This window comes from Virgibacillus oceani, from assembly GCF_041521345.1.
GTDB lineage: Bacteria > Bacillota > Bacilli > Bacillales > Amphibacillaceae > Virgibacillus_N > Virgibacillus_N oceani_A.
The window spans coordinates 30,389-54,299 of record NZ_JBGOHB010000009.1 but is presented as its reverse complement, the minus strand read 5'-3'; the positions used below and the strand labels follow the sequence as shown (position 1 = coordinate 54,299).

The window sequence follows — 23,911 nt, the reverse complement described above, 5'->3', positions numbered from 1 at the left end:
TTGAAATATAGTCCAATATATTTATATTTAATTATATTATTCTTTATAAAGAACATTCAGTTTAAAAAAATTTGTTTTGTTTAAAGGTAAATTTTATAGTTATTAGTATAGTTCTTTATAAAGAACATGTCAATAGGCATTTTAGGAAAATGAAATTTTTTAATGAATGTTTAGAAATAGGCGGTTGCCATTTCAGTGCGGGCTTTATGAGAGTACTTTTTGGGATGGTGGTTTTGGATCTTCCAGTGAAAAAATATCACACGTAAATGAATTTCCTATAATAAGCCGACTCTATCGAATGTCTTAGTTTTATGTTCAAAATAATCCTTTCAGGGACAGCGTACCTTTCCCTAATCAGAGTGGGGGCGCTCCGCCCACATAGGAATCTCTCAAAACAGCCCTTCATGAAAGTTATGAAGACCCTTATCGCCTATTTCCCCAACAAAATGGCTGTCCTGAATACTATGATGGTCTTTTTTCAGCGATTTCTTCAACGAAAAGTCCTTCTTAGGAAACAACTCGAAAACGAGGGAATATTCATTTCGCTTACAATAATAAAAACTTCCAAATTAGCCTCATCCGTAACACAAAAAAGGACTCTCTAGCCAATCCGCAGCCAAAAAAGTCCTTACCTTTCTTCAACCATAATTCGTAATAATCTCCATTAACCTGTCTTCTATTTCCTTTCCTTCCTCTTCCAAATCTTCCAGCATATTATTAATCATAATTGAGAAAATCAGCTTTTTACCGTGGTGCGTTTGCAGGTAGCCGGATAATGTGGTCACCCCGTTGATCGTGCCTGTTTTCGCCTGGACAGATAAATGACCCATTCTTTCATGCAGTGTGCCGCCAATCATCCGTTCTTTTCTGCCGGCGTTAGGTAATGTATTGAGATATACACTGAACCAATCTTTATGTTGAATAGTATATAATAGACTGGAAATTTCATTGGCTGGGATCAGATTAGCGTGGGATATCCCGGAACCATCCTTTAACGAAAGGGTATCCGTATTTATTCCTTGCTCTGTCAGCACTTCTCTCATCACTTCTAGCCCCTTTTCCCAGCTGCCTTCTCCATGAACCTGCTTGCCCATTTCCTTGACCAAAATTTCTCCAATTCCATTATTGCTTAATTTCATAAAAGGAATGAGCATCTTTTTCAATGGAATGGAGGAGTGCTCTAACAGGATTTCGGTTTGTTCAGAGGCGGTTCCTGCAGATACTTCTCCATGAACAGTTATTCCATTCCTTTCCAGTGCCTGTTTGAAAAGATCCAATGCATAACCAGTTGGTTCCCAGACACTTATGCGTTCTTCCACATCTTCGGAACCGACTGGAATCGTACCCTCCACTATAATTGTATTTTCTGCATGCACCCGGGTAACGGTAATATCTTCTTCTATATCTTCCGAACTGGTAACTGCTTCATTTACAACGGTTACATAATTTGTTTTAGGATGGGTAAAAACATGGGGTGCCTCACCTTCAGCAGCTGGTTCAACTTCTATAATAACAGAGCCGGAATCATACTCGTAATCTGCAGAAGCTGTTAGCGCTGACACTTGAGCGCCGTAATGATACTGCTCATCACTCCAGATCATGTCGGTTGATAAGCGAACATGGTCATACCAGCTATCATCTCCAATAACATTTCCTTCAATCGAAGCTATTCCCTGCATATTCAGTTTTTCAGCAAATGTATCAAAATTCTCCGGCAGTAATGTTGGGTCACCTTTTCCAACGAGATAAAGATTTCCACGGAGCGTTTGTCCATCTTGCTTGCCATCAGTGCAAATTTCTGTTTTGAATGAATATCCCCCCCCTAACACATCCAAAGCTGCAGCTCCTGTCAACAGTTTCATATTGGACGCAGGCCGCAACCGCACATCTCCCATATGGTCATACAGCAGCTCATTTGTTTTTGCATCCCTGATACTTATGCCGATTAACGCTCCCTGCAATAAAGGTTCATTATTTATATACACATCCAATTGATCTTTCAATACGTCCCTCTCCCCTGTTTCGTTTGCTTCAATAAGCGGAGGAAAAAATAAAGTGAGCGTGAGGATAAGTAATAGCAGAAAAAAGGATGGATGGATTTGTTGAAAAATACGACATACCTCCTTAGCGCTTTTTCAGTATGTCCACAAAGCAGCCTTACATTCACTTCTCAGGGCATTCCTAACCATCCAGTTTTTTCTTTAACTTACTATCTGTAATATACGTAGCCTTGTTCACTCATCTCCCGCTCACATTCTCCTTTGCAGCGTAAATATTCCAAATGGGCAAGTGTTTCCCCAATTGCAAATCTTGTTTCATGTACCGTTAATGCTTTCGGGAACAACTTTTGACAGACCTCATAAACGGTTCCTCCTTTACTCACCGAATCCAGCGTTACATTCAGCCTGTCATCATGATGGGATTTTATTTCCCTGATCCGGTCGTTCACTCCGTAAAAAGGGTTGCCGTGGGAAGGAACGGCGAACGCTGCATCCAGTTCACTCAGTTTGTCCAGGGATTCCAAATAAGACTTCAGCGGATTAGGATTACCGTGGAACCAATAGGAAATATTTGGCGTTATTTTCGGCAATATCTGATCAGCCGAAAGCAGCACATTATTTTCTTTATTGTAAAAAACAACCATCCCATCCGAGTGGCCCGGTGCTGAAATAATTTCATATTCATTTTTACCGAGTACAATGGTCTCCTTTTCTTTCAAGTGTTGATTGACCACCGGGTATGGCGTGACCCTCGGAATAAACTCCATCGTATTATTTTTCATCTGGCCTGAAATATCCTGTGGAATTCCTGCCTGCCGGTAATTTTCCGCCAGTCCTTCAATGGACTCCACTTCCCAGGAAATTTTTCCATTCTTTTCATCCGTCTCTGTCATCCATACATCAGCACCGGTCTTTTTCTGTAATGCCCCGGCATACCCATAATGATCCGGATGATAATGCGTTAGAATAATATCCGTTACTTCCTTCCCCTTCAATTCCTGTTCCCACCGATCAATCGTTTCCTGATTATGAAGCCCGGTATCAATGATCTTCCAGCCATTTTCACCTTCAGCCATAAAGCAATTGACGTGGTTTAGGCGAAATGGAAGATTCAGTTTTATCAGTTGCAAACCTAAATTTTCCAGCAAGCTGTATTCACTTCCTTTCTATTTCTCCAAACACATTTTGATCGATTAGCGTATTTACTTTTTCTTCATCCCATCCAAGGTTTTTCAAAATTTCCGTGGTGTGTTCGCCGCGCTTAGTGCCTACGTGCTTATATTTCTGCTGATACTCCGAAAACTTAAACGGAGAACTGATTTGCTGCTGTGCGCTCCCGTCTTTCCTTGGAACCTCCGTTATCATGTTCCGCGCTTGGATTTGCGGATGATTGACAGCCTCGGAAAAACGGAGCACCGGCTCCACACATGCATCCACTTCCTGAAAAACAGTCAACCATTCGTCATATGTTTTCGTTCGGAAGACTTCTCTGATGGCCGCTTTAAATGCCGCAATATTCTCTGGTCTGTTGCTTAGTGCCAATTCTTTCATATGTTCCAAACCCAGTGCTTCACATAAGTTGATGCGAAACGGGGCTTCCAGACTGCCAACAGAAAAATAACGCCCATCCTTTGTTTCATAATAATCATAATGGGTCCCACCATTTAATAGTGTCTCTTCTGTTTTCGGCTGGAGGCCTTTTGTTATGTATCCGGGACCAAACATGGCATTCAGTGCAAAAGAAGCATCCGTCATAGAAAGGTCGATGTATTGCCCTTCCCCTGTTTCCTGCCGGTGAATAACTGCTGTTAAAATTGCAATCACACTATGTAAAGAACCACCCGCCAAGTCAGCAATTTGAACCCCCATCGGGACAGGGGCTTCCTGCTTACGCCCGGAATAACTGTTGATTCCTGCGATGGAAAGGTAATTATTATCATGACCTGGTCGGTCGCGGTACGGGCCGGTTTGTCCATATCCGGAAAGGGAGCAGTAAATAATATTTGGATTTACCTGTTTTAATGTTTCATAATCCAGGCCGAGCCGTTCCATTACCCCAGGCCGGAATTGCTCCAGCACAACATCATATTCCTGAATCAGCTGTTTTACAATGTCCACAGCTTCTCTCTTTTTCAAATCAACGGTGAGTGATTTTTTCGAACGGTTTAAATGCTGATGCGCAGCGGACGACTCCTCATCCAAAGGTTCTAAATCCCTGACTAGGTCAGGAAGGCTAGGCGATTCCACCCGCAAAATTTCTGCACCTAGATCAGCCAGCATCATTGTGGCATATGGACCGGGCAGTAATTTGGAAAAATCAAGTACCTTTATATTTTGTAACACTTTTTTCCCCTTTCTATCTCTATAGTGTACTTTATAGCCTCTATTGTAGACATTTTTCGGTAAATTCCTTCTCTCCATCAATTACCATCTTTTTTTGCGGGTAATATTTTACTGCTCTTTGTTTCCAGCCCAGTGTGTTAATGGTGAAAACAGTCTGTCCATCTCCTTTTTTGGTGTAGTTGTTTAAAGAATTTTTAATATGCAATAATTACAATAAATGATAATATACTTATTTTTATCTTACAAGCGGAATGATTAATATCTGAAAATCTGATCATTCAGTAATTGCATTTATTACCATTGCTAAAATTTTATCCTCTGCATATAATAAGAACAAATGTTCTTTTTAGGTGGTGGTTTTCTTGGATTATTCCACTTACCCGCGAAATGATGTACTTTGTATTGATATGCGCTCGTTTTATGCGAGTGTAGAAGCGGTGAAATTGGGACTTGATCCGATGAAAGTGATGCTGGCTGTTGTTGGTGACCCAAATAGGTCGGGAAGCATTGTGCTGGCGGCATCCCCGGAATTAAAACGAAAGCATGGCATCAGTAATGTAAGCCGTTTTTTTGAATTGCCGGACGATCCGGACATTCACATTGTCCCGGCACATATGGCTGACTATTTGCGTGTATCGGTGGAAATAACCAGGCTTATTAATCAATACGTACCGAAAGAAGCGATTCACCAGTATTCCGTTGATGAAGTTTGGGTCACGGTCAATGGATTACAAAAACTGTTCGGGAACCGCTGGGAAGTTGCCAGAAAAATAAAGGCGGATATTTTTGACAGCTTCGGGATTACGTCATCGGTTGGTATTGGAGACAATAAATTTCTTGCCAAGGTCGTCATGGATCTGCATGCAAAAAAAGAAGGCATTGCCGAATGCAAATATGAAGATGTGAAGGAAAGACTTTGGCCTTTTCCCGTGGAGGATATTTGGGGAATCGGCGGCAGAATGAAGCGGAACCTGAACCGGATGGGGATTGTTACACTTGGTCAGCTTGCCCGGTTTGATATGAATCGCTTGAAAAAACGATTCGGCGTGATGGGCGAGCAGCTGTATTGGCATGCATGGGGCATTGACTTGAGTCCTGTTTATGGTAATTTTACAAAAACCGAGCAAAAAGGATTTGGCCACGGGATTTCATTGTTGCGCGACTATACAAAAGAAGAGGTTTCGGTTTGTATTCTTGACCTTTGTGAAGAAGTTTGCCGCCGGGCCAGAACAGCAAATCAGGTCGGAAAAACCATTCATCTCGGCATTGGCTATGCAAAAGAAACAGGCGGCGGCTTTTCGCGTTCCCGCTCTGTCCAAATTCCCACCAATGTGACGATGGATATGTACGAGATGTGCATGCAGCTATTCCGTGAATTTTATGATGGAGAAAGCAATATACGGCGCGTGTACGTCACCCTGGATCATCTTTTTGAAAAAGGAGAAACCCAGCTAAGCCTATTTGAGGATCGCTCCAAAAAAACGGATATAGGTTATGTCATGGATGCGATTCGGGCCAAGCACGGTTCCACCGCCATCTTGCGGGCAACGAGCTATACAGACGCCGGGATTACCCTTGACCGGAGTAAGAAAATCGGCGGACATTTTGCTTAGGAAAAGGGGACTTTTTGCCGTTTTCTTCCGTTAAAAGAACATGCTATACTTGATGCAGTCTTATTTTTTAGCAAGGAGAGGAAAACGACGTGCGAGCAAAACAAAAAATCATATTATTTATGGCGATCGGCCTCTTATTCCTGCTGGCGGCTTGTGGCCAGGAAGAGGAAGAGCAGGCAGACGAAACCGCAGAGCAACCAGAGGAAGAAACAAACGAACAAGCCAATTATCCGGAAGATGTAGAAGAAAACCCGGTTGTCACCATCACGATGGAAAATGACGAACAAATAACGGTGGAGCTTTATCCGGAGATAGCACCAAACACGGTAGCCAATTTCGTATCTCTCGTGGAAGACGGATTTTATGATGGGTTAATCTTTCACCGGGTCATCCCAGGCTTCATGATTCAAGGCGGGGATCCGGAAGGCAATGGCACCGGAAATCCAGGCTATGGCATTCCGGGTGAGTTTAGTTCCAACGGCTTTGAAAATGATCTGGAACATGAGCGGGGCATTCTTTCGATGGCAAGATCACAAGATCCAGACTCAGCCGGCTCCCAATTTTTCATTATAACAGAACTTTCCCCGCATCTTGATGGAGATTACGCTGCGTTTGGAGAAGTCACGGAAGGTATGGAAGTAGCAGACGAGATCGTTTCAGCAGAGCGGGACGATATGGACAAACCGCTTGAAGATCAGCAAATGAAGGAAGTAACGGTGGATACAAAAGGATATGATTATGCGGAGCCGGAAATAGTGGATTAAGCCGGGAAACGTAAAAGAGGAGCAATTAGCTTCTCTTTTTCAATTAAATATATAACCTGTACAGCATCTTTGTGGTATTGGGAAGGACTGATATCACTTTTCTAATTGAATTCGAAGGTATAGCAATTTTTTTCAACAGAAACCTTTAATAACACCCCAACTCAACCACTTACTCATTCGTTCCTTTACTTGATCATGAGTAAGGTACTTCCCTTTATCAAGTTGCTTTAATCCGGCGTCAATTTTTGATTGAATATATATTTCCTCCATAACCTCCTCATAAGTTACATCGTTGGGGAGTTCTTTAATTAATTTTATAACATTACCTTTTACACTCATTTTTTCACCCCGGTCATTTATCAGTTCTTATTGATAATTATAACGGAACTCCTTATGATCGCCAACAAACTGCTGCCCCTTTCATATAACAAAGGACTGCCCCTTATCCCAGTACTCACTTACATAAGGTACTCAACGAATACCACCCGTCAGCTTTCTATTTTAGCAAATCAAAAAGTGCTTCGGGAACCAGGCGCAATTGAAACTCTGTTAACGGCTTCAAAGTTAAGTTATGTGTCTTTCAAATATCCTCTTTTGTGAGCAACGAATCTTTGGTATAAAGGGGGCAGCAAGACCCCACTCTGCCTACTCCTTTTTTATAACAGGAACCCATATTTCTGTTTTATCATCATCGGTTCCTTTAACAAATTCAGGCGCTTCAGCTAATTCATAACCCGAGGTCGGGAACCACTCCGTATACACCCGCTCCCATGTCGTTAATAATGCATCCGGCATTTCTCCCTTTGCTTCAAATACCGCCCATGTATGGGAAGGGAACTCCAATTGATAAAAATCCTTTGGGCATGACTTGGTAGTCGCTGCAGCAATATAGTAATCAACATCTCCATTCTCTTTGGTCAATGAGACATGTAATAGACCGGAAAATGAGGTATTATCGTATGGCTTCACAATTTCCTCAATCTCTTCAAGATGCTCCCATATTTCCGGATTAAACTCCGACCCACCAGACGCTACAGTTTCTTTTTTCCCTACTACGGTAAAAGCTTCTTTCTCTACAAATCTGTAATTCATTTCAACATCTCCCTTAATGACGATTTGGAAGGTCATCCGAGGATAAGCTTTTAATGGAACGTCAGTATTTTTGACTGAACTGGGAGTTACCCCATGCAACACTTGAAATGCCCTTGAAAAAGAATCAGCTGAATTGTAGCCATACTTCACTGCAGCATCGATGACTTTCATGTCACTTTCTATTAAATCAAAAGCAGCCAAGGTCAAACGCCTTCTCCGTACATATTCGCTTAAAGATATACCTGCTATGAACGAAAACATTCGTTTGAAATGGTGTTCAGAGAAGCATGCGATCTGTGCAGCCTCGCCATAATTGATCTCTTCATCCAAATGCTTTTCGATATAATTTATTACAGCGTTCATATTTTCAAACAAATCCACTTGAATAACCTCCCTTCGCTTTTAAGGATAACAAGAAGATCATTCAATGTTCCGATGTAATCTGTTCAGATTTGCAGGGTGTGTATCAAGGCAAAGCAAATGTAAATTTTCTTAAAAGAGTTGCACCGTTTTTCCCTTTGGATCTTTCATTACCGTATATGCTTTATTAATGTAATCACTCTATCAATCCTTTTTTTCAAGTGGTTTCTTTTGTCTGGTAAAAGGGTCACATTACTCCTTTTGGCGATTTCTTCAACAACGAAATCAACACTTTTGTTGTCTGTTATGATTTTTTCTTCCGTAATTTCTGTATTAAAAGCATGGATACAACGATCAATTTGAGACTTTGTCCAAGTTTCACCTCGTTCAAGCCGTTTATTCAAACGTTTTAATATGGCGCTCTTATCAGCATAGAGAATATAATGCCTTAAAGGAATACCATCATCAATAAGTTTTTGAATTATTTCCTCGTAGTATTGGGGATTAAATATGGTCATTGGTACAATAACGGTACCATCATATGTATAAGAAATGTATTTTAACATTTCATAATTAAAAGTTCTCCATTGTTCATGATCTTGAAAATTAGACTTATGTAATTCTTTTGGTATGTTTTCACGAATGAAAAAACCTATATTTTCTGGATCGTAAACAAAGGAATTGGGCCCCAGTCTTCGTTTTAATTCAAATGCGCTAGTCGTTTTACCTGACCCAAATGCACCATTTAACCAAATAATCATTTATATGTCTCCTCTGTTCGACTATTTATATTTGATATGAAGGGTACTAGCGTATCGATACCTTAGCCGCTGTGCTGTTCCTAGCCATCACGGCTTAAAGAATGATTATAAAGCTTACTTTTTTAATTGTTGTTATGATGCACTTTCCATTCCACACCCTTTTCTTTCAAAAACCCATCAATTTGCTGCTTATGATGATTATCATGCCATATGAATGCGGCAATATAATTAAAAATGGAATGCGGGTAACCTGAATACTGATCCACTTCTTCTCCATTCAATGTGAATGTTGCAAAAAATGCATCCTCGCTTTTTTTCCTTAAATCAGCTACAAGCTGTGCTCTTTCTTCCAGTTATTTTTGAAGCAACTCTTGATGGGATACTCCAGACAATGCATAATCCGCTGCTTGTTTGTTTAGTGTTTCAATATCAATACTTTCGATAACGGCATCTAATTTCATTTGCGGTAACATTTCTTCACGTATGTATTTATCCCAGCATGACATATGGCTGATAATCTCAGCTGTTGCCCATTTCCCTTTAGCAATCGGCTGAAAGAAAAGGGGTTCCTCCATTGTTTTTAACGAACTCACAAAGTGGTTAAATTTCTCAAAGTCATTTATTAGATCTTGTGTTGTATACATTACTACCCCCCCTGATCGTATATTATCTTTCCGACAGTTTACGCCTGCATTTTTTATCAAAGATTATTAATTTAGCACTTACCACAATGCTTCCTCCCGATTCGATAATTCAATAAGGAAGGGATAAGTAAAACTAAACAAAATTACATAACCTGCATAAATACTTAGCGTGGCTAGAAGGGAGAAATCAAAAAAATTCGGAACAAAAATAAGGAATGGTATTAAAAGTATTCCTAACGTGCTCCGTTTTCTCGATTTAGAAGTAAGAAATTGCTTTTCTCCACAGTACGGACATGGTATCCCTGTATCCAATGTGAACGACTTTCGAAAAGTCTGTTTCCAACTCCATTTATTATGGCAGTTCTGACAAGTCGGCATGATTTCACCTTCTTTCCTTGAAAAAATCAATCAGTAGACAACGCAGGAAAACGCGGGACGACTCCCTCCCCAAGTTCCTGAATCATTTCATCCACCGGACGTGCTGCGGCTTTGAAATTGAAAGCAACATGATTCACACCAATCTCCTTCAATTCATCCAGGTAGGAAATCAAATAATTACGCCCACTCCGGAAGCCCAGCTGCATAAATGTCGGGTCTTCATTTGGATCATCTGAAAGATCCAAAGATAAAGACTGGGCAAAAGGTTTGAACACGCTCGTGAATGAACGCCACTCCTTAATCCTCAACGCCTGCAGATCCACATTCCTCTGATAAAAAAACCAGCCATCCCCATGTTTTGCTATCCAATCAGGTGTCTGGGAAGCACTCCCGGTTATCAAAACCGGAATATCATTCAGCTCCGGTTTCGGCAGTAAATCTGCTTCTATTAAATTTATATTCGTTGATTGAATCTCGGGGAATTCGTCCTTCCACACGCTTCTCATCACATGAAGAGACTCTTGGAATAGTTGACTGCGCTTTTCTCTTTCTACGGAAAATGCGGTAAATTCGATAGGCCGGTCACCTGTAGCAATGCCCAGCACAAGCCTGTTTCCCGAAATACGATCAACAGAAGCCGCTGATTTTGCTATATGCAATGGGTGACGTAGCGGTGTAACAATACTCCCGGTTCCCAAAGCAATCTTTTCTGTATGAGCCGCCAAATACCCAAGAAAAACCCATGGATCATAGATTTGCCCCGTATCGCCGAACTCCAGGTCGTGTAATGGTACATCCCTAACAAATAATGAAGCAAAACCCGCTTCTTCTGTCAGTTTTGCCCGTTTCATTTGCTCCTCTAAATCCATCTCCGGAATACTTTCCTTGTAGGATTCGATCGGAAAAAATAATCCCAAAGTCAATTGATTCTCTTTGAACATTTTCGAATAGCCTTGATGTGCGTTAAACTTATGCGACACTGAAATCACCCAAACTATGTTTAAATCACCGAAAGACTTCTTTCAAATCAACATGAAACCCTTTTATCACCGTCGATTTTATCTTTCCTTCATTCTTTAATATTTCCACCTGCTGATACACTTGTTCATCATTTAAAGCATATACTTGAATTGCGTTAAGCATTGGATTGACTACCCAATATTCCTTTACACCATATTTCATATACGATTCCATTTTTGTTATAAGATCATAACTTTGGTTAGATGGACTAAGTATTTCAACAATCATTTCAGGCACGCCGACAAACTTGTTTTCTTCCAGTCCTTCCTCATCACAAATAACAGATAAATCGGGTATAAATATTTTCGTATCATTCAGATCGTCTCTGTATAAATGAATATCATATGGAGCGCTGAACACCTGGCACTTTCCGCCATCGAGAAAATTAAACAACTTTGCCTGCAGTCTGGCTGATACTTGCTGGTGTCTTGTAGAAGGAGAAGGTGACATAAAAACATTCCCATCCACATATTCCAATAATTGTTCTGTTTCTTCTCTCATTTTATAAAATGTTTCAACACTTACTTTCTTTTCTTCGGGAAGACTCATGAAAATCTCCTCCATTAATATACTTGTGATGTTATTATAACATAGGGAGAAGCTCTCATTACATAAGGAATTCGCTCCTCTTGCTTACACCCACTTTTGATGTTTGGAGTGTACCCAGGTAAAAAAGCGACTGTTTATTGAACAATCACTTTTTTACAGTTATGAACCTTGCTCCATAGAATTCTTATAATAAATAAGATTATCTGTCCATTCCCCGAACTCGAATATAAATCCTTTTCTTATGCATTCATACACCATTCCAACTTTTTCAGCTAAATTAATGGACGCCGTATTGTCAAGATTGATATGGGCCTCAATGCGATGGAATTTCAAATCGGTAAAAGCAATATTCAGCGCCTCGGTTACCGCTTCTTTACCATACCCTTTTCGCCAATACTGATTATGTATGGTATAGCCTATTCTTCCCCACTGAAATTCATCTCGAAATAAAGTCGAAAAATCAATCATGCCTATATGTTGGTTGTCCTCTTTTCTAAAGACACCAAAAATAAATTCGGTATCTGTACGTGCTAATTCCTGATGTTTATCTACCAAATCATCAAACCATTCACGCGTGCAATCACTCATATCTAATTTCCCTCGATCATGACGATGTTGCGATGAATATCGAGCTTTGTACGCATTTAACCAATTTTCATAGTCGGCTTTCTGTAAAGGTCTTATAATTAACCGTTCTGTTTCAGAAAAAACAGCAAATTTTTCTTCTTTTATTTCCAACGTGACATCTCCTTAGCATAAATTCTTTCGTACATACTGAACCATCTCTTAACACCGTAATTAATTTTATATGCCATAAGACATCACACCTTTCTATTTGTAATATAGGTATAATACTAACCTATCTTAATTTAAACAAATTTGTTGCTTTACTTTCAGGATATATTTATACCTCCAACGTTAGCGTTTTATAAAATTACTCCCAACTAGCCAACCCCTCTTCATTGGAAGTTAGACTCCCCTTCATCCTTCAATACCTTTGTAAACATTTCAACGTCTTCTTTTGTAAAAGTTCGTTCAAATTTTATGATGTCTCCTAGTTGTAATTGGGAATCTTAACTCTCCCTTGATTTATTCTAGTAAGTAAAAATTTCACTTGTTAACAACAGCTTCAAACGTAATAATTTGACTTGCATTAATCGGATATTCTCCGTAGTTATAATCAGCCGATATTACAATAACCTGAAATCCGATCTGCTCCAGCATCATCTTAAATTCTTCCACTCCATACCAGCGCAGTGGAAATTGTTCCAGCTCTGTCTGTACCAGTTTGCCGCCTTCCCATTTCTCATAACGATGATGGGATATAGTATATTGGTTGATATAGTCTACTTCCACTAATTTAGTTTCCAAAGTGATCATTTCACCAGCCCTAGTTTGCCATATCCTTGTTGACATCTTGTCCGTCGATAAATCAGTTTGTAAAGGTATAGAAGATATATCCAAAATCAACTTCCCGCCATCAGCGAGATGATGATGAAAATTTTTTAATGCTTTGATAGACTCTTCTCTTCTGTGTAAAAGCAGGAATGTTCCAGTTGGTATGATGATAGCTTCATATTTTTCACTGGAGGAAAATGACTCCATTTGGTCTTTTAATAACTTTGGATTTAACCCTCTTGAGTCACAGTTTCTACGGCATATTTTTAACATTTCATCTGAAACATCGAATCCATCAACTTTTAATCCTTTTTCCAAAAGTGGAATGAGAATCCTGCCGGTACCAACTCCTGGTTCTAGAATAGGACCCGTACAGGAATCCAGCCTTTCACTGTAAAATTCCACGTCTCCAAATGAGAGGCCAATATGTTTGTCAATATCATATACTTCTGAAGAGAGTTTGCTATAGTAACTAAGCATGTATTCAGCTCCTGTTTTATATGTCATCAATCCTGGTAGTTAGCTATTTTTAAGTATGCTTAAAATAGTCCATTCCTTATCCTTTATCTGTTTTCCTATGTATAAAATTTGGCCTAAATGATAACTAAGATGGGCAATTTCAGTTTGTATTGCTTGGAAAACTGTTATTGGCTGCTGTCTTAAGGTTACCGTTTTGTGTAAATCCTCTGGTTCAAGGCTCTTTATTGTATCAGAGTAGCTTTCATCCACTATCCCAATCTTCCATAAGTTCCTCTTTCGATTCATTATAATCAATAAATTCCGAGTCTCTATCTCTATATGTCTTTTCTCCATCAGCAGTTAAGAAATCAACCCACCGGGAATGCATATTCCCGCTGATATGCTTAATAATTATTGCAATATTATTTGATTCTGTTCTTGGCTTCCAATGTAATTCTTTCTCAGACAATTGCTCAATACCTTTTCTCCACGTCCTTTAATGTGCTCCAATTGCCCTTCTACAATTATAAGATATTCCTTTTCAAAATTAATAAAAATTCCTCCCTAATTCTCTAAATACAACCGAAATCGATATAAGGGTGAAGCCTTTACTTAATAGCTTTGAAGAAACTGTTTCTTTTCATTTAAATTCATCCATAACTAACGTAAAAATTCCCTAGAAGCCTTCACCCACTCGACATCCACAAATAAAAAGTAGCATAAGCCTCCCAGCCCCTCCAATTGGCTGCCATCTCCTTAATTTCTTCTACAGTCGGTTTTCTATCCCAGTCAAGCTGTGCCTTCAGCGCATTATGCAGACCGACATCTGCTACTGGAAATGCATCAGGCTGCTGGAAACATTTCATACGAACATAATCCGCTGACCAGTTTCCCACTCCCCGGATTGCCATTAACTCTTTTTTTAGTGAGACTGGATCATAATGCTGTAATTTTTCTTTAGAAAGTTCTTCATCCTTGATTAATTTTGCTATATCAATGATGTATTCTGCTTTTCTCATGCTGAATTGCAGTTCCCTGAGCTCTGCCGGATCCAATTTTGCAACCCTCTCTGGACTGGGAAAAAGCCAATAGCGTCTTCCTTTAAAGGTAATGTGCTCTCCATACCGCTCGATAAACTGGCGTTTTACTTTATACGCAAAAGTAAGATTGATTTGTTGCCCAATAATCGCCCAGGTTAAAGCTTCGAACAAATCCGGGATCCCCACAACCCGCATACCCTTAAATTCCGGGATTAATGGCTTTAAAATAGGATCTTGTTCCACAAGCTGATAAAAAGGAAGAATATCTTTGTCCATATCAAACCATTCATTAACAAACCATGCTATTTGTGCTTTACTTGCCGTAGTTAGTTTTGCTCCAGGAAAGGTCACCTTTACACCATCCGACGCTGCCTCTAAACTGCTCAGCACAGCTCCTTCCTCAGTTGGAATCAGAATAAAAACACACTCCCCAACCACTTCATACATTATCTCCTGGTTTCTTCTTTCCAGCCATTTCAAACATGCCTCAAATCGGAATGGCTTCCTGGCAGTCACCGTTATATAACTTTCATAATCACCCCAATTCATTACATCACCCTTTGAAGAAATTAGTAGCCCCGTGTATAGTTCACCACATTTATATTTGGCGTCTTGCCCAGAACATATCGTCTCAGATTCGGAATAAAAATATCCTCCATCACTCTTTTCGTATAATGCGCTGTTGCTCCTGCCGTATGCGGAGTCACAATGACATTTTCCATTTCCCATAGCGGACTGTTCTCCGGCAATGGCTCTGTGGCAAAAACATCCAGCCCGGCACCGGCAATCTCGTTATTTTGCAGTGCATGGATTAAATCTTCTTCCTCAATAATAGGGCCACGTCCTATGTTAATAATAAATGCAGTATCCTTCATTTGACGGAACTGCTCCTTTGAAAACAGGCCGATAGTTTCTTTCGTGAGCGGCAATGTGATCACCACATAATCACATTGCACCAGCAGCTCATCAAGCTGATCGGGCGTATACATCCGGTCCACATTGTCTGTCATTTCCCCGGAATACCGCATGCCAAGTACCTTCATGCCAAAAGCCTTTGCAATTTTTGCCGTTTCATGACCAATGGCACCGACCCCAATAATGCCGATGGTTTTTTCGTGCATTTCCAGGTTTAATTCAGCATCATCCCATTTCTTCTCCTGCTGCTGACGAATATATGTATGTAGTTTCCTTGTCAGCCCCAGCATATGAGCGAAAACAGTTTCTGAAATTGGATAAGCATGTACACCGTTTGCACTTGTTGCTACCACACCTCTATTTTCAAGCTCCTCTAATGGCAGGTTATTTACCCCGGCACTCCAGTTTTGCACCCACCGAAGCTTTTTATTATGCTCCAATATAATTGGTTCTATCGACTTTTTCCAGCGTACTATAACTTCCGCTTCTTTCAAATGTGGCTGTAATTCATCCAAGTCTTCTCCTGCAACGATTTCAAAACCAAGTGCAGCTTCTTTAATTTTTGTCAGGTAAGCCTCTTCCAGTTCTAAATTGACTACTATTTTTCTATTTTCCATAGTTCTTCCCCATTGAGTTATCTTCTGCTAAACATCCAATTTTTTTGTTGATTTGCTGTAAATGGTATACGTCATGCTTTACAAAAATTTTGATGAAGCTTTCAGCTGAGAACTTCCGCTTTCCTTTTCCGATAGTAAACCGGGTATTATCCTCCACTTTTGAGATACTTTCTATCAGTTCTTTTCGCATTGCAATAAAAGAATTTATAATAGCATTTACCGATTCACCATTTAAATAGGCAATTGCTTCTTCATTTTGTTGGTCATGATCAGGAAACGGCGGCAAGTTTGCTCCGTCTGTCATTTTGGCAACCATCGATTCGAGGTTATGTTTATCCCAGTAATACAAATGCCCAACAATTTCCCTGATTGACCATTTCCCTTCTTGAATTGGATCCAGCAATCTGTCATTTTCCACATTTTTTAATTTTGAAATCTCTCCAATAGTTTTTTCAAATTCATTCAAAGTTTTATTCATAGTTGCCTTCCTTTTCAGTCGATCTCTATCTTGTTCCTTATATTCTCTGATAATATGTTCCATATATTACCTCCTCATCTACTAATCCATTTCCATTGTACCATAAATACAATATTCAGAATTGAATTTGAAAAAATTCTATTAATTTTTTTCAAATAAATAGGGCAAACAAAGATTGCTTGCCCTATTACATATTATACGTTGACTTTTTTCAGTAGTATTCTATTCCAAAAACCCATTCTCTTCCAAGTACTCTCTTGCCACATCATTTACAGAGCTTTCTTCAATGTCTACTTGGTAATTTAGCTCACGCATGATCTCACTATCCAGTTCATCCGTCAACGGCTGCAACAGCTCCCGGATTTCAGGATGATTTTCATACGTAGCTTCCGTCATGGCAAGTGCCGCATTATAAGAAGGGAAGAATTCTTCCGGATCTTCGAGATTGACAAGATTTAATTCCCGAATACGGCTGTCTGTTTCAAATCCCACTGCTACATCCACTTCATCAGTATCCAAAGCATCATACTGTAAGCCATAGGTCATTTCTGAAATATTGTCACTGCCAAACGCAAAACCATATGTCTCTTCCACTCCTGGAAGCCCATCTGGCCGATTTCCGAATTCCGCATCAGTACCAAAATGTAAATCACTAGGATTTTCATTCACGTAATCTGCCAGATCAGTCAAACTTACAATACCGAGTTCATCCGCTACTTCCTCTTTCATCGCAACTGTGTATGTGTTATTTACCTCCATGAGGTTGGTCCAGTAAATATCATTTCTTTCCTGGTCCAATTTGTTTACCGTCTCAAAAGCTTCATCTTTATCAGCTATCGGATCCTCGCCCATATAAGTGACTAGCCCTGTTCCGGTATAATCAAATGTGATATCCACCTGTTCATTTTCCAGTGCTTGGCGTAAAGCCGTACTTCCTAAGTTGCTTCGTTCTTCCACATTAAATCCATTTTCCTCAAGAATAATGGTACCCATTTGTGCAAGTAAAAATTGCTCCGTAAAGTTTTTTGCACCAAAGGTAATATCTTTATTTTCTTCATCATCAGAACCACCGCATGCTGTTAAAAATGCAGAAATTAAAAGTACTGTAATTAAAATTAAAAATCTATTCTTCATCCTGTAAATCTCTCCTTATAATTTTTAATCTGTAACTGCTTTTGTTGCCAGTCTGTTTCCTTTAGGCACCAGCACATGCTGAAGTCCCCGGAATATAAAATCGACTAACACAGCCATCAGGGTAACCGGTATCGCACCTGAAATTAATGTTTGATTATCATATAGCTGAATACCTGTAAAAATCCACACACCTAGGCCCCCGCCTCCAATTAAATAAGCAAGCGCTGCAGTTCCAATATTTAGCACTACAGCCGTTCTTATGCCGGCAAGGATGGAGGATGATGCGTTTGGCAGTTCAATACGAAACAATATTTGCAATGGTGTCATGCCCATCCCCTTTGCAGCATCCTTCATTTCCGGCTGCACAGAATCCAATCCCGCAATCGTATTTTGCAGAACCGGCAGCAAGGAATAAACATATAGCGCCACAATTGCTGTCGTCATTCCTATTCCTAAAAAACTCATCGCAAGCGCCAATATAGCTAAACTAGGAATGGTTTGTCCCAGATTCGCAATATTGACGATCAGCCATTCTGATTTACGAAAACGCGGTCTGGTAATAAAAATACCGAGCGGCACGGAAGTCAATATCGCCAGCCCCGCTGAAATGGCAGTGAGCTGAATATGTGTCGTCAGCAGCCCTTTAAATGTATCCGGTTCATTAAAGATTTTATCGAACATATTCTGGCTGATTGCCCACCAGAAAAAAGCAATTACCAGTGCCCACAGCGTTATTCGAACAATATAAGCAATGATTTTTTTTGAGTTCATATCCCCTGCTAGGCTCCTTTTACTTCCTGATTAATAAATTTCTCAATGAGTTCAAATGTCAGGCTGCCGTGGGCTTCACCCTGATCATCTGTTATCGATAATTGGTCTGCTTCCTTGTTCAGTAGCATTGACAATGCAACACGAAGGGATGTGTCAATTGTAATCACCTTTGTGTTCTCTAAATTATCTTCTTTGCTTTTAAGGCCTAGCGCATTTACAAGGTCATTTACCGTATACAATGACATACTTCTTAACACACGGTCTTTGCCAATGAATTCTGAAACAAAATCATTTTTTGGACGGTGCAGCATTTCAGTCGGAGAGTCATATTGCATAATATGTCCTTGCCTGAGCAGGGAAATTTTATCGCCCATTTTAACAGCCTCATCAATATCATGACTGACAAAAAGGATTGTTTTCTTTACTTCTTTTTGAATCGTTAGGAATTCATCCTGCACTTTTTCTCTAATAATCGGATCCAGTGCCCCGAACGGCTCGTCCATCAGCATAACCGGTGGATCCGAAGCCATGGCTCTCGCAACACCAATACGCTGCTGTTGACCGCCTGATAGTTCATGCGGATACCTTTTCCGAAACTCATCCGGATTCAACCCGATTAAATCCATCAAATAGTTAAATCGATCCCTTTTTTTCTTGCGGTCCCAGCCAAGCAGATCCGGCACAATCATCGTATTCTTTTCAATGTTCATATTGGGAAAAAGGCCATTACTTTGAATAACATAGCCAATGTTCCGCCGCATCTTAATTTTATCCATCTCTTTTACATTTTGACCGTTAACATTAATTTCACCGTTCGTTATTGATTCAAGCTGGTTAACCATACGTAGCAATGTCGTTTTACCACAGCCGGAGGGACCGAGAAGGATAACAAATTCTCCTTCATTCACCGACATTGTGATGTCATCAACAGCTTTGACATCTCCTCCATAAATCTTTGTTACATTATTAAAATCAATCACAAATTATCACCTGCTTTCGTCTAAATTTATTATTTAATACCTGGAGACGTAACCCTTTTTTGAATGAATTTTAAAATAAAATCTGCAATTAAAGCTAATAACGATACGAATACAGCACCGGCAAGCACCATGTTACTGTTCCCCCGGCTTATACCAGAGTTTATTAGAACACCGAGCCCGCCGGAACCGATAAATGCAGCGATCGCACCAATTCCGATATTTAATACCGTAGCCGTACGAACTCCGGCCATAATTAAAGGCAATCCGTTAGGGATTTCTACCCTGATAAGCCGCTGAAAAGTAGTCATGCCGATTCCTTTTGCAGCATCTCTTATGTTGGGGTCCACATTCTGAATAGCAGTATACGTATTTCTAATGATTGGCAGTTGCGAATACAGAACGAGCGCAATTAAAGCCGGCAGAAATCCAATCCCCTGATTGATAATGGAGAGGACTGGAATCATGATCCCGAACAAGGCAATGCTGGGTATGGTCAAAATGATGGAAGCCACTTGCAATACCGTTTCGGCAAGATATTTATTTGTAGTCAGGTATATACCCAGCGGAACGCCAATCAGTATCGCAATCACAATTGCTAAACTGACCAACTCAATATGCTCTATGGTATAGGCATAAATGCTGTTCCAGTCATTTTGAACATAATTAAAAAAATCAACCATTTTGTCACCACCTTCTCAATTAAATAAAAAAACATCAGTCTTATTTACTGTTCACTCCCTGGATAGATCGTTCCCTTATTCATAATTCCATTTGGATCAAATGCTTCTTTCAAGGTTTCTAAGATATAGTAGGATGATCCGTATTCATCTTTAATCCAAGGGGTACGATGTTTCCCAACCCCATGATGATGGACCATGGAGCCATCTGCTTTTAGTGTTTCCTCTACAATGATTTTATTAATTGGATAATGATATTTACTTATCTCTTCCTCTGGTTTTATATTTACAAGATCGTAATAGTAAACAAAATACATGTTTGTTCCATTCAAGTAACTGTGCGAAGAGTGACCGCCCAGCATTGTAATATCAGGGATTTCCATTCTGATACGCTGAATACAGTTTTCATATATTTCATGAATATTGCTCCACGTCCCGGAAACCTCAGTAGTGAAACCCATATTATTTGTTTCTTTTATTTCTTTTCGTTCTTCCTCTACTTTGGCAGGATCCCAATTTAGATTTTCGAACCAGTACTGTATCTTGCTGCTGTCCACTTGTTCAGAAGGGTTATGTTTCGCGACAATCTCCTCAATAGCCTCTCCTGTTGCCTGTACAATTGATTTTGGACCTTCTGCCATAAAAATCAGCACACATTTGCCTTTGGAAAAATCGAAATGATCTGCGGCATCCTCTGGGTCATAAAGTCTTGCAACGGATGGTTTATAACCTTTTACCATTACTTCTCTGAGGATTTCAAAACCTGTTTTCATATCTTCCAATAGATATCCGTAAAATTGGTTGTTTTCCGGCTGGTATTGGAATATTTTTATCGTTACTTCCGTGATATAGCTGAGCGCACCTTCATTACCAATGATCACATGACGGATATCCGGTCCTGCTGCCCGTCTTGGAACATTTTTAATTTTTGAGATGTTTCCGTTTGGAAATACTGCTTCCAGTCCAACTACCATATCTTCAATTCCACCATATAGGGTGGACAGCTGGCCAATGCTACGTGTTGCAACTAATCCACCCATTTGAGCAAGCGGTTTCGACTGTGGTGAGTGTCCTGTAGTAAGCCCCTGTTCTCGAAGCTTATTCTCTAACTCCTCCAAAGGAACACCACATTGAACTGTGGCAAGCATATTATACGGATCAATATTAATAATTTCATTCATCTCTGAACCATCAATCACAAGGGAATTTTCAACTGTAGTTTCCAGCCCGCCCTCTGTGGCTGAACCGCCGGTTTTTGGTACTGCATTAATTTTATTTTTATTCATATAAGATAATAGTTCGGAAATTTCCTGCGCTGTTTTCACCTTCACGACCGCTGCAGGGATCGGCTGTGTATAAACCCCGTGAATCGTTTCATATTTACGGAAACGATCGACACTGTTATCCTTCAGCACCTGTTCATTTGTTATAATTCGTTTTTCCGGTAAAACACTTGTTATGTCTTTCACAATTTGTTCTCTTGTCAGTCCCATTTTACTAAGCTCCTTTAATCGTGTTTTCATATAATTTTATAAAGAATACATCTTCTTTAATAAACCATCCAAATAATTTGCTGTCTGGCTGTAAATTTCAGCATTTAATTTATTATAAAAACCATATTTGTCTGCATCCGGTGAAAAACAATCCTTCTCACGCACCATATTTTCAATCGCTACAGTGTAGCTGGTATATTCATTCAGGGCAACAGCTGTATTGATGGCGGCCCCGAGACTTGCTGAACCGTTTACTTCATTTCGTATTGCCGGAACACCAAAAACATTGGCCATCATTTGCATCATGATATCTCCGTTGGATCCGCCACCTGAAATAATAATTTCTTTCATTTCCATGTTTCTTTCAGCAAACAGTGCATCCAAGTAATTCTTCATCGTCATAGCGATTCCCTCTAAAATGGAATGATACATATGCGCCCTTGTATGCCGTTCGTCAAAACCGATCATCATACCTTTTCGGAATGCTTTATCAGCTGGTGCCAGCCAGTCCAGGATTGTTATGAGGCCATCACTTCCAGCAGGCACATTTTGTCCAGCCTCCTGATTTAAAATTTCTTCCGGGGACATTTGCTGTGCCTCAGCCTGACTAATTAAGTCTTTTCCAAAAAGATCAGTGAACCAACTGACCATCCACATGCCTCGACGAATTCCATTGCTTTCCAGCAAGTAATTTCCGGGAACAGATGCAAAATTTGTCCAGAAATCAGACGGTTCTTTTATATTTATTTGACTTGGAACCATTCCCGCTATATAAGTACCAAGCGAAATTAACGCCCTATTTTCTTCCAGCAGACCTGCTCCCAATGCCTCCACTGCTTTGTCATTTGCTGTAGCTACAACAGGGATATTGACCGGAATACCTGTTGCCTCAGAAGCAGCTTTAGTTATAGACCCTAAAATACTGCCGGGCGGCTGAAGTTCAAATAACATTTCACGCGGGATATTATAATGTTCCAAGATGGATGGTTCTTTACTCCAGTTCCAAGTATCAGTATTGATTGGCCACATCCCCTGATAGTTGGCAGAAGTATCCCTGAACTCTCCGGTTAATCTGTGTGTAATATAACCTGAAGACGCGGTAACATAAGCAGCATCTGGGTTATTATGTTCATAAGGCTTAGATACGCGATCATCCATCCAGCTCATCACAGGGGCAGCAAGTTCACCATTTTTCTTTAATAAACAACGGCAAAAACGAATGGTACAAAGGCCTACCCCAATAATTTCCTCCTTTTCACCTGGAAAACCGGCAAGTGCTTGCTCACTTGCTTTTATCAAGGAAGCCCATAGATCATCATCCGGGTGTTCTACTATTCCATCTCCCGGTGTTTGCATTGGCCGGAGGTTTTGCTTACCTAGGCTGATCACGTTCCCGGACAAATCATAAATAACCACCTTCGTACTTTGAGAACCGCCATCTATACCAACGACATATTTGTTCCGCTTCAAAACCACTCATCCCCCTCTCCATAACTATCGAACAAGATAGCCTCCATCCACAGCTAGAATATGTCCATTTACATAGTTTGCTGCCTGACTTGCCAGAAACACGACTGCTCCCATTAAATCGACTGGTTCTCCCCAGCGATTGGCAGGTGTGTGATTCAGTATTTTTTGGTTTGACTCTGGATCATTTCTTGTCTCCTTTGTCAGTTCTGTCGCATAGTAGCCCGGTGCAATTCCATTAACCTGTATGTTATAGCCAGCGAGCTCATCAGCAAATGACTTTGTTAAACCCGCTAATCCATGCTTACTCGCTGCATAGGCTGGTGAACCCATCCCGCCTAGATAGGAAAACATTGAACAAATATTAATTATTTTTCCCTCTCGCTGTTCCATCATCCATTTAGCGGCCTCATGGCTTACTTCAAAAGCAGCTGTTAAATTCACCTGCAGCATTGAATCCCACATGCCTCTGTTAAAATTCTTAAATGCTGCAATTCTATTTAACCCTGCACTATTGATCAGAATGTCCACTGCTCCATATGTTTCTAAGCATTTTTCTATAATCTGTTTTGGTGCTCCTTCTTTTGTAATATCAACCTGTAAAAAATCCATTTTCGCACCTTCATTTTCAATTAGATGTTTCGTTGCACCGCCATCTTCGGTGAGACTTGGGATAAACAGGTTTGCCCCTGCTTTTGCCAACGCCAGGGAGAATGCCTGCCCTAAGCCCGAATTTCCTCCGGTAACGATTGCTGTTTTACCTTTCAATGAAAAATAATTCATAGAAAAGTCCGTTATGTTCATATTCTCACCCCCTTGATCTAATTATTCACAATTATCCACATATTATCTTTCGCCAAAATAAAAAGAGAGAAAAGCATACTCCCCCCAAGGGGAAGTTACTTTTCTCTCGGCTCTAGTAACTTCATTTACATTTATGCAACTGTTTTATATTATA

Annotated in this window: 26 protein-coding genes and 1 pseudogene; 2 read left to right on the top strand and 25 right to left on the bottom strand. The window is 40.1% G+C overall.

From position 1 onward, the window contains the following. Positions 1–638 precede the first annotated feature (638 nt). The 3 genes from dacB to ACDX78_RS08595 form a co-directional block, all read right to left on the bottom strand. Entirely contained in the window at positions 639–2,099 is a 1,461-nt protein-coding gene (gene dacB / locus ACDX78_RS08605) for a D-alanyl-D-alanine carboxypeptidase/D-alanyl-D-alanine endopeptidase (protein WP_486027142.1), read from the bottom strand. Positions 2,100–2,209: 110 nt separating this feature from the next. Beyond that, a complete protein-coding gene (locus ACDX78_RS08600; protein ID WP_486027005.1) occupies positions 2,210–3,148 on the bottom strand; it encodes an MBL fold metallo-hydrolase in 939 nt (312 codons plus the stop codon). Between the two features lie 7 nt (positions 3,149–3,155). Then, positions 3,156–4,343: a CaiB/BaiF CoA transferase family protein gene (locus tag ACDX78_RS08595; protein ID WP_486027004.1), complete on the bottom strand. Its 1,188-nt coding sequence runs from the start codon at positions 4,341–4,343 to the stop codon at positions 3,156–3,158. 362 nt (positions 4,344–4,705) lie between these two features. Here ACDX78_RS08595 and ACDX78_RS08590 point away from each other — a divergent pair, with 362 nt between their 5' ends. Together ACDX78_RS08590 and ACDX78_RS08585 are read left to right on the top strand one after the other, a co-directional pair. Further along, positions 4,706–5,956: a DNA polymerase IV gene (locus ACDX78_RS08590; RefSeq protein WP_486027003.1), complete on the top strand. Its 1,251-nt coding sequence runs from the start codon at positions 4,706–4,708 to the stop codon at positions 5,954–5,956. Positions 5,957–6,075: 119 nt separating this feature from the next. Next, positions 6,076–6,720 carry a peptidylprolyl isomerase gene (locus ACDX78_RS08585; RefSeq protein ID WP_486027141.1) on the top strand — a complete coding sequence of 215 codons (645 nt, stop codon included), beginning with the start codon at positions 6,076–6,078 and terminating at the stop codon, positions 6,718–6,720. 132 nt (positions 6,721–6,852) lie between these two features. Here ACDX78_RS08585 and ACDX78_RS08580 read toward each other — a convergent pair whose 3' ends face one another. From ACDX78_RS08580 to ACDX78_RS08475, 22 genes and pseudogenes are all read right to left on the bottom strand, one after another. After that, positions 6,853–7,059, bottom strand: coding sequence for a hypothetical protein (locus ACDX78_RS08580; protein ID WP_486027001.1), 207 nt, complete (start codon positions 7,057–7,059; stop codon positions 6,853–6,855). A 306-nt stretch (positions 7,060–7,365) separates the two neighbouring features. Beyond that, on the bottom strand, positions 7,366–8,193 hold the full coding sequence (locus tag ACDX78_RS08575) for an AraC family transcriptional regulator (RefSeq protein WP_486026999.1): 828 nt from the start codon (positions 8,191–8,193) through the stop codon (positions 7,366–7,368). A gap of 149 nt (positions 8,194–8,342) precedes the next feature. Next, positions 8,343–8,933, bottom strand: coding sequence for an AAA family ATPase (locus tag ACDX78_RS08570; RefSeq protein ID WP_486026998.1), 591 nt, complete (start codon positions 8,931–8,933; stop codon positions 8,343–8,345). 353 nt (positions 8,934–9,286) lie between these two features. Continuing rightward, positions 9,287–9,577, bottom strand: coding sequence for a hypothetical protein (locus tag ACDX78_RS08565; RefSeq protein WP_486026997.1), 291 nt, complete (start codon positions 9,575–9,577; stop codon positions 9,287–9,289). Positions 9,578–9,655: 78 nt separating this feature from the next. Beyond that, positions 9,656–9,955: a TIGR04104 family putative zinc finger protein gene (locus ACDX78_RS08560; RefSeq protein ID WP_486026995.1), complete on the bottom strand. Its 300-nt coding sequence runs from the start codon at positions 9,953–9,955 to the stop codon at positions 9,656–9,658. A gap of 26 nt (positions 9,956–9,981) precedes the next feature. After that, complete coding sequence (locus tag ACDX78_RS08555) at positions 9,982–10,896, bottom strand: LLM class oxidoreductase (protein WP_486027140.1); 915 nt, start codon at positions 10,894–10,896, stop codon at positions 9,982–9,984. A 64-nt stretch (positions 10,897–10,960) separates the two neighbouring features. Continuing rightward, complete coding sequence (locus tag ACDX78_RS08550) at positions 10,961–11,524, bottom strand: Uma2 family endonuclease (RefSeq protein WP_486026993.1); 564 nt, start codon at positions 11,522–11,524, stop codon at positions 10,961–10,963. 159 nt (positions 11,525–11,683) lie between these two features. Next, positions 11,684–12,262 carry a GNAT family N-acetyltransferase gene (locus ACDX78_RS08545; protein WP_486026991.1) on the bottom strand — a complete coding sequence of 193 codons (579 nt, stop codon included), beginning with the start codon at positions 12,260–12,262 and terminating at the stop codon, positions 11,684–11,686. A gap of 239 nt (positions 12,263–12,501) precedes the next feature. Then, a pseudogene (locus ACDX78_RS08540) lies at positions 12,502–12,573 on the bottom strand (enoyl-CoA hydratase); the annotation flags it as partial. Between the two features lie 61 nt (positions 12,574–12,634). Further along, entirely contained in the window at positions 12,635–13,402 is a 768-nt protein-coding gene (locus ACDX78_RS08535; RefSeq protein ID WP_486026989.1) for a class I SAM-dependent methyltransferase, read from the bottom strand. 39 nt (positions 13,403–13,441) lie between these two features. Next, positions 13,442–13,651 (bottom strand): DUF1572 family protein, encoded by a 210-nt coding sequence (locus tag ACDX78_RS08530; protein WP_486026988.1) that lies wholly within the window; start codon positions 13,649–13,651, stop codon positions 13,442–13,444. After that, entirely contained in the window at positions 13,644–13,850 is a 207-nt protein-coding gene (locus ACDX78_RS08525; protein WP_486026986.1) for a DUF1572 family protein, read from the bottom strand. Before ACDX78_RS08525 ends, ACDX78_RS08530 begins: the two co-directional genes overlap by 8 nt. Before the next feature lie 217 nt (positions 13,851–14,067). Then, complete coding sequence (locus ACDX78_RS08520; RefSeq protein ID WP_486026984.1) at positions 14,068–14,970, bottom strand: DNA-3-methyladenine glycosylase family protein; 903 nt, start codon at positions 14,968–14,970, stop codon at positions 14,068–14,070. Between the two features lie 20 nt (positions 14,971–14,990). Continuing rightward, complete coding sequence (locus ACDX78_RS08515; protein ID WP_486026983.1) at positions 14,991–15,953, bottom strand: D-2-hydroxyacid dehydrogenase; 963 nt, start codon at positions 15,951–15,953, stop codon at positions 14,991–14,993. Next, on the bottom strand, positions 15,943–16,494 hold the full coding sequence (locus ACDX78_RS08510; protein WP_486026981.1) for a DinB family protein: 552 nt from the start codon (positions 16,492–16,494) through the stop codon (positions 15,943–15,945). The genes ACDX78_RS08515 and ACDX78_RS08510 overlap by 11 nt, the downstream gene beginning before the upstream one ends. Before the next feature lie 159 nt (positions 16,495–16,653). Next, positions 16,654–17,565 (bottom strand): ABC transporter substrate-binding protein, encoded by a 912-nt coding sequence (locus tag ACDX78_RS08505; RefSeq protein WP_486026979.1) that lies wholly within the window; start codon positions 17,563–17,565, stop codon positions 16,654–16,656. A gap of 24 nt (positions 17,566–17,589) precedes the next feature. Further along, entirely contained in the window at positions 17,590–18,336 is a 747-nt protein-coding gene (locus tag ACDX78_RS08500; RefSeq protein ID WP_486026977.1) for an ABC transporter permease, read from the bottom strand. Positions 18,337–18,344: 8 nt separating this feature from the next. Further along, complete coding sequence (locus ACDX78_RS08495; RefSeq protein ID WP_486026975.1) at positions 18,345–19,316, bottom strand: ABC transporter ATP-binding protein; 972 nt, start codon at positions 19,314–19,316, stop codon at positions 18,345–18,347. 29 nt (positions 19,317–19,345) lie between these two features. After that, positions 19,346–19,996: an ABC transporter permease gene (locus tag ACDX78_RS08490; protein ID WP_486026973.1), complete on the bottom strand. Its 651-nt coding sequence runs from the start codon at positions 19,994–19,996 to the stop codon at positions 19,346–19,348. 44 nt (positions 19,997–20,040) lie between these two features. Further along, the gene (locus ACDX78_RS08485) at positions 20,041–21,486 is read right to left on the bottom strand and encodes an FAD-binding oxidoreductase (RefSeq protein WP_486026972.1); all 1,446 of its coding nucleotides are present in this window, start codon (positions 21,484–21,486) and stop codon (positions 20,041–20,043) included. 36 nt (positions 21,487–21,522) lie between these two features. After that, entirely contained in the window at positions 21,523–22,956 is a 1,434-nt protein-coding gene (locus tag ACDX78_RS08480; protein ID WP_486026970.1) for an FGGY-family carbohydrate kinase, read from the bottom strand. A gap of 24 nt (positions 22,957–22,980) precedes the next feature. After that, positions 22,981–23,757, bottom strand: coding sequence for an SDR family NAD(P)-dependent oxidoreductase (locus ACDX78_RS08475; protein WP_486026969.1), 777 nt, complete (start codon positions 23,755–23,757; stop codon positions 22,981–22,983). Positions 23,758–23,911: the final 154 nt, after the last annotated feature.

What these genes read in the sequence shown, in the direction of transcription:
- ACDX78_RS08580 (WP_486027001.1), bottom strand. Translation starts at nt 7,059, where the DNA reads ATGAGTGTAAAAGGTAATGTTATAAAATTAATTAAAGAACTCCCCAAC.
- ACDX78_RS08535 (WP_486026989.1), bottom strand. Translation starts at nt 13,402, where the DNA reads ATGCTTAGTTACTATAGCAAACTCTCTTCAGAAGTATATGATATTGAC.
- ACDX78_RS08565 (WP_486026997.1), bottom strand. Translation starts at nt 9,577, where the DNA reads ATGTATACAACACAAGATCTAATAAATGACTTTGAGAAATTTAACCAC.
- ACDX78_RS08550 (WP_486026993.1), bottom strand. Translation starts at nt 11,524, where the DNA reads ATGAGTCTTCCCGAAGAAAAGAAAGTAAGTGTTGAAACATTTTATAAA.
- ACDX78_RS08485 (WP_486026972.1), bottom strand. Translation starts at nt 21,486, where the DNA reads ATGGGACTGACAAGAGAACAAATTGTGAAAGACATAACAAGTGTTTTA.
- ACDX78_RS08490 (WP_486026973.1), bottom strand. Translation starts at nt 19,996, where the DNA reads ATGGTTGATTTTTTTAATTATGTTCAAAATGACTGGAACAGCATTTAT.
- ACDX78_RS08570 (WP_486026998.1), bottom strand. Translation starts at nt 8,933, where the DNA reads ATGATTATTTGGTTAAATGGTGCATTTGGGTCAGGTAAAACGACTAGC.
- ACDX78_RS08555 (WP_486027140.1), bottom strand. Translation starts at nt 10,896, where the DNA reads ATGTTCAAAGAGAATCAATTGACTTTGGGATTATTTTTTCCGATCGAA.
- ACDX78_RS08505 (WP_486026979.1), bottom strand. Translation starts at nt 17,565, where the DNA reads ATGAAGAATAGATTTTTAATTTTAATTACAGTACTTTTAATTTCTGCA.
- ACDX78_RS08475 (WP_486026969.1), bottom strand. Translation starts at nt 23,757, where the DNA reads ATGAACATAACGGACTTTTCTATGAATTATTTTTCATTGAAAGGTAAA.
- ACDX78_RS08560 (WP_486026995.1), bottom strand. Translation starts at nt 9,955, where the DNA reads ATGCCGACTTGTCAGAACTGCCATAATAAATGGAGTTGGAAACAGACT.
- ACDX78_RS08515 (WP_486026983.1), bottom strand. Translation starts at nt 15,953, where the DNA reads ATGGAAAATAGAAAAATAGTAGTCAATTTAGAACTGGAAGAGGCTTAC.
- ACDX78_RS08585 (WP_486027141.1), top strand. Translation starts at nt 6,076, where the DNA reads ATGGCGATCGGCCTCTTATTCCTGCTGGCGGCTTGTGGCCAGGAAGAG.
- ACDX78_RS08500 (WP_486026977.1), bottom strand. Translation starts at nt 18,336, where the DNA reads ATGAACTCAAAAAAAATCATTGCTTATATTGTTCGAATAACGCTGTGG.
- ACDX78_RS08520 (WP_486026984.1), bottom strand. Translation starts at nt 14,970, where the DNA reads ATGAATTGGGGTGATTATGAAAGTTATATAACGGTGACTGCCAGGAAG.
- ACDX78_RS08510 (WP_486026981.1), bottom strand. Translation starts at nt 16,494, where the DNA reads ATGGAACATATTATCAGAGAATATAAGGAACAAGATAGAGATCGACTG.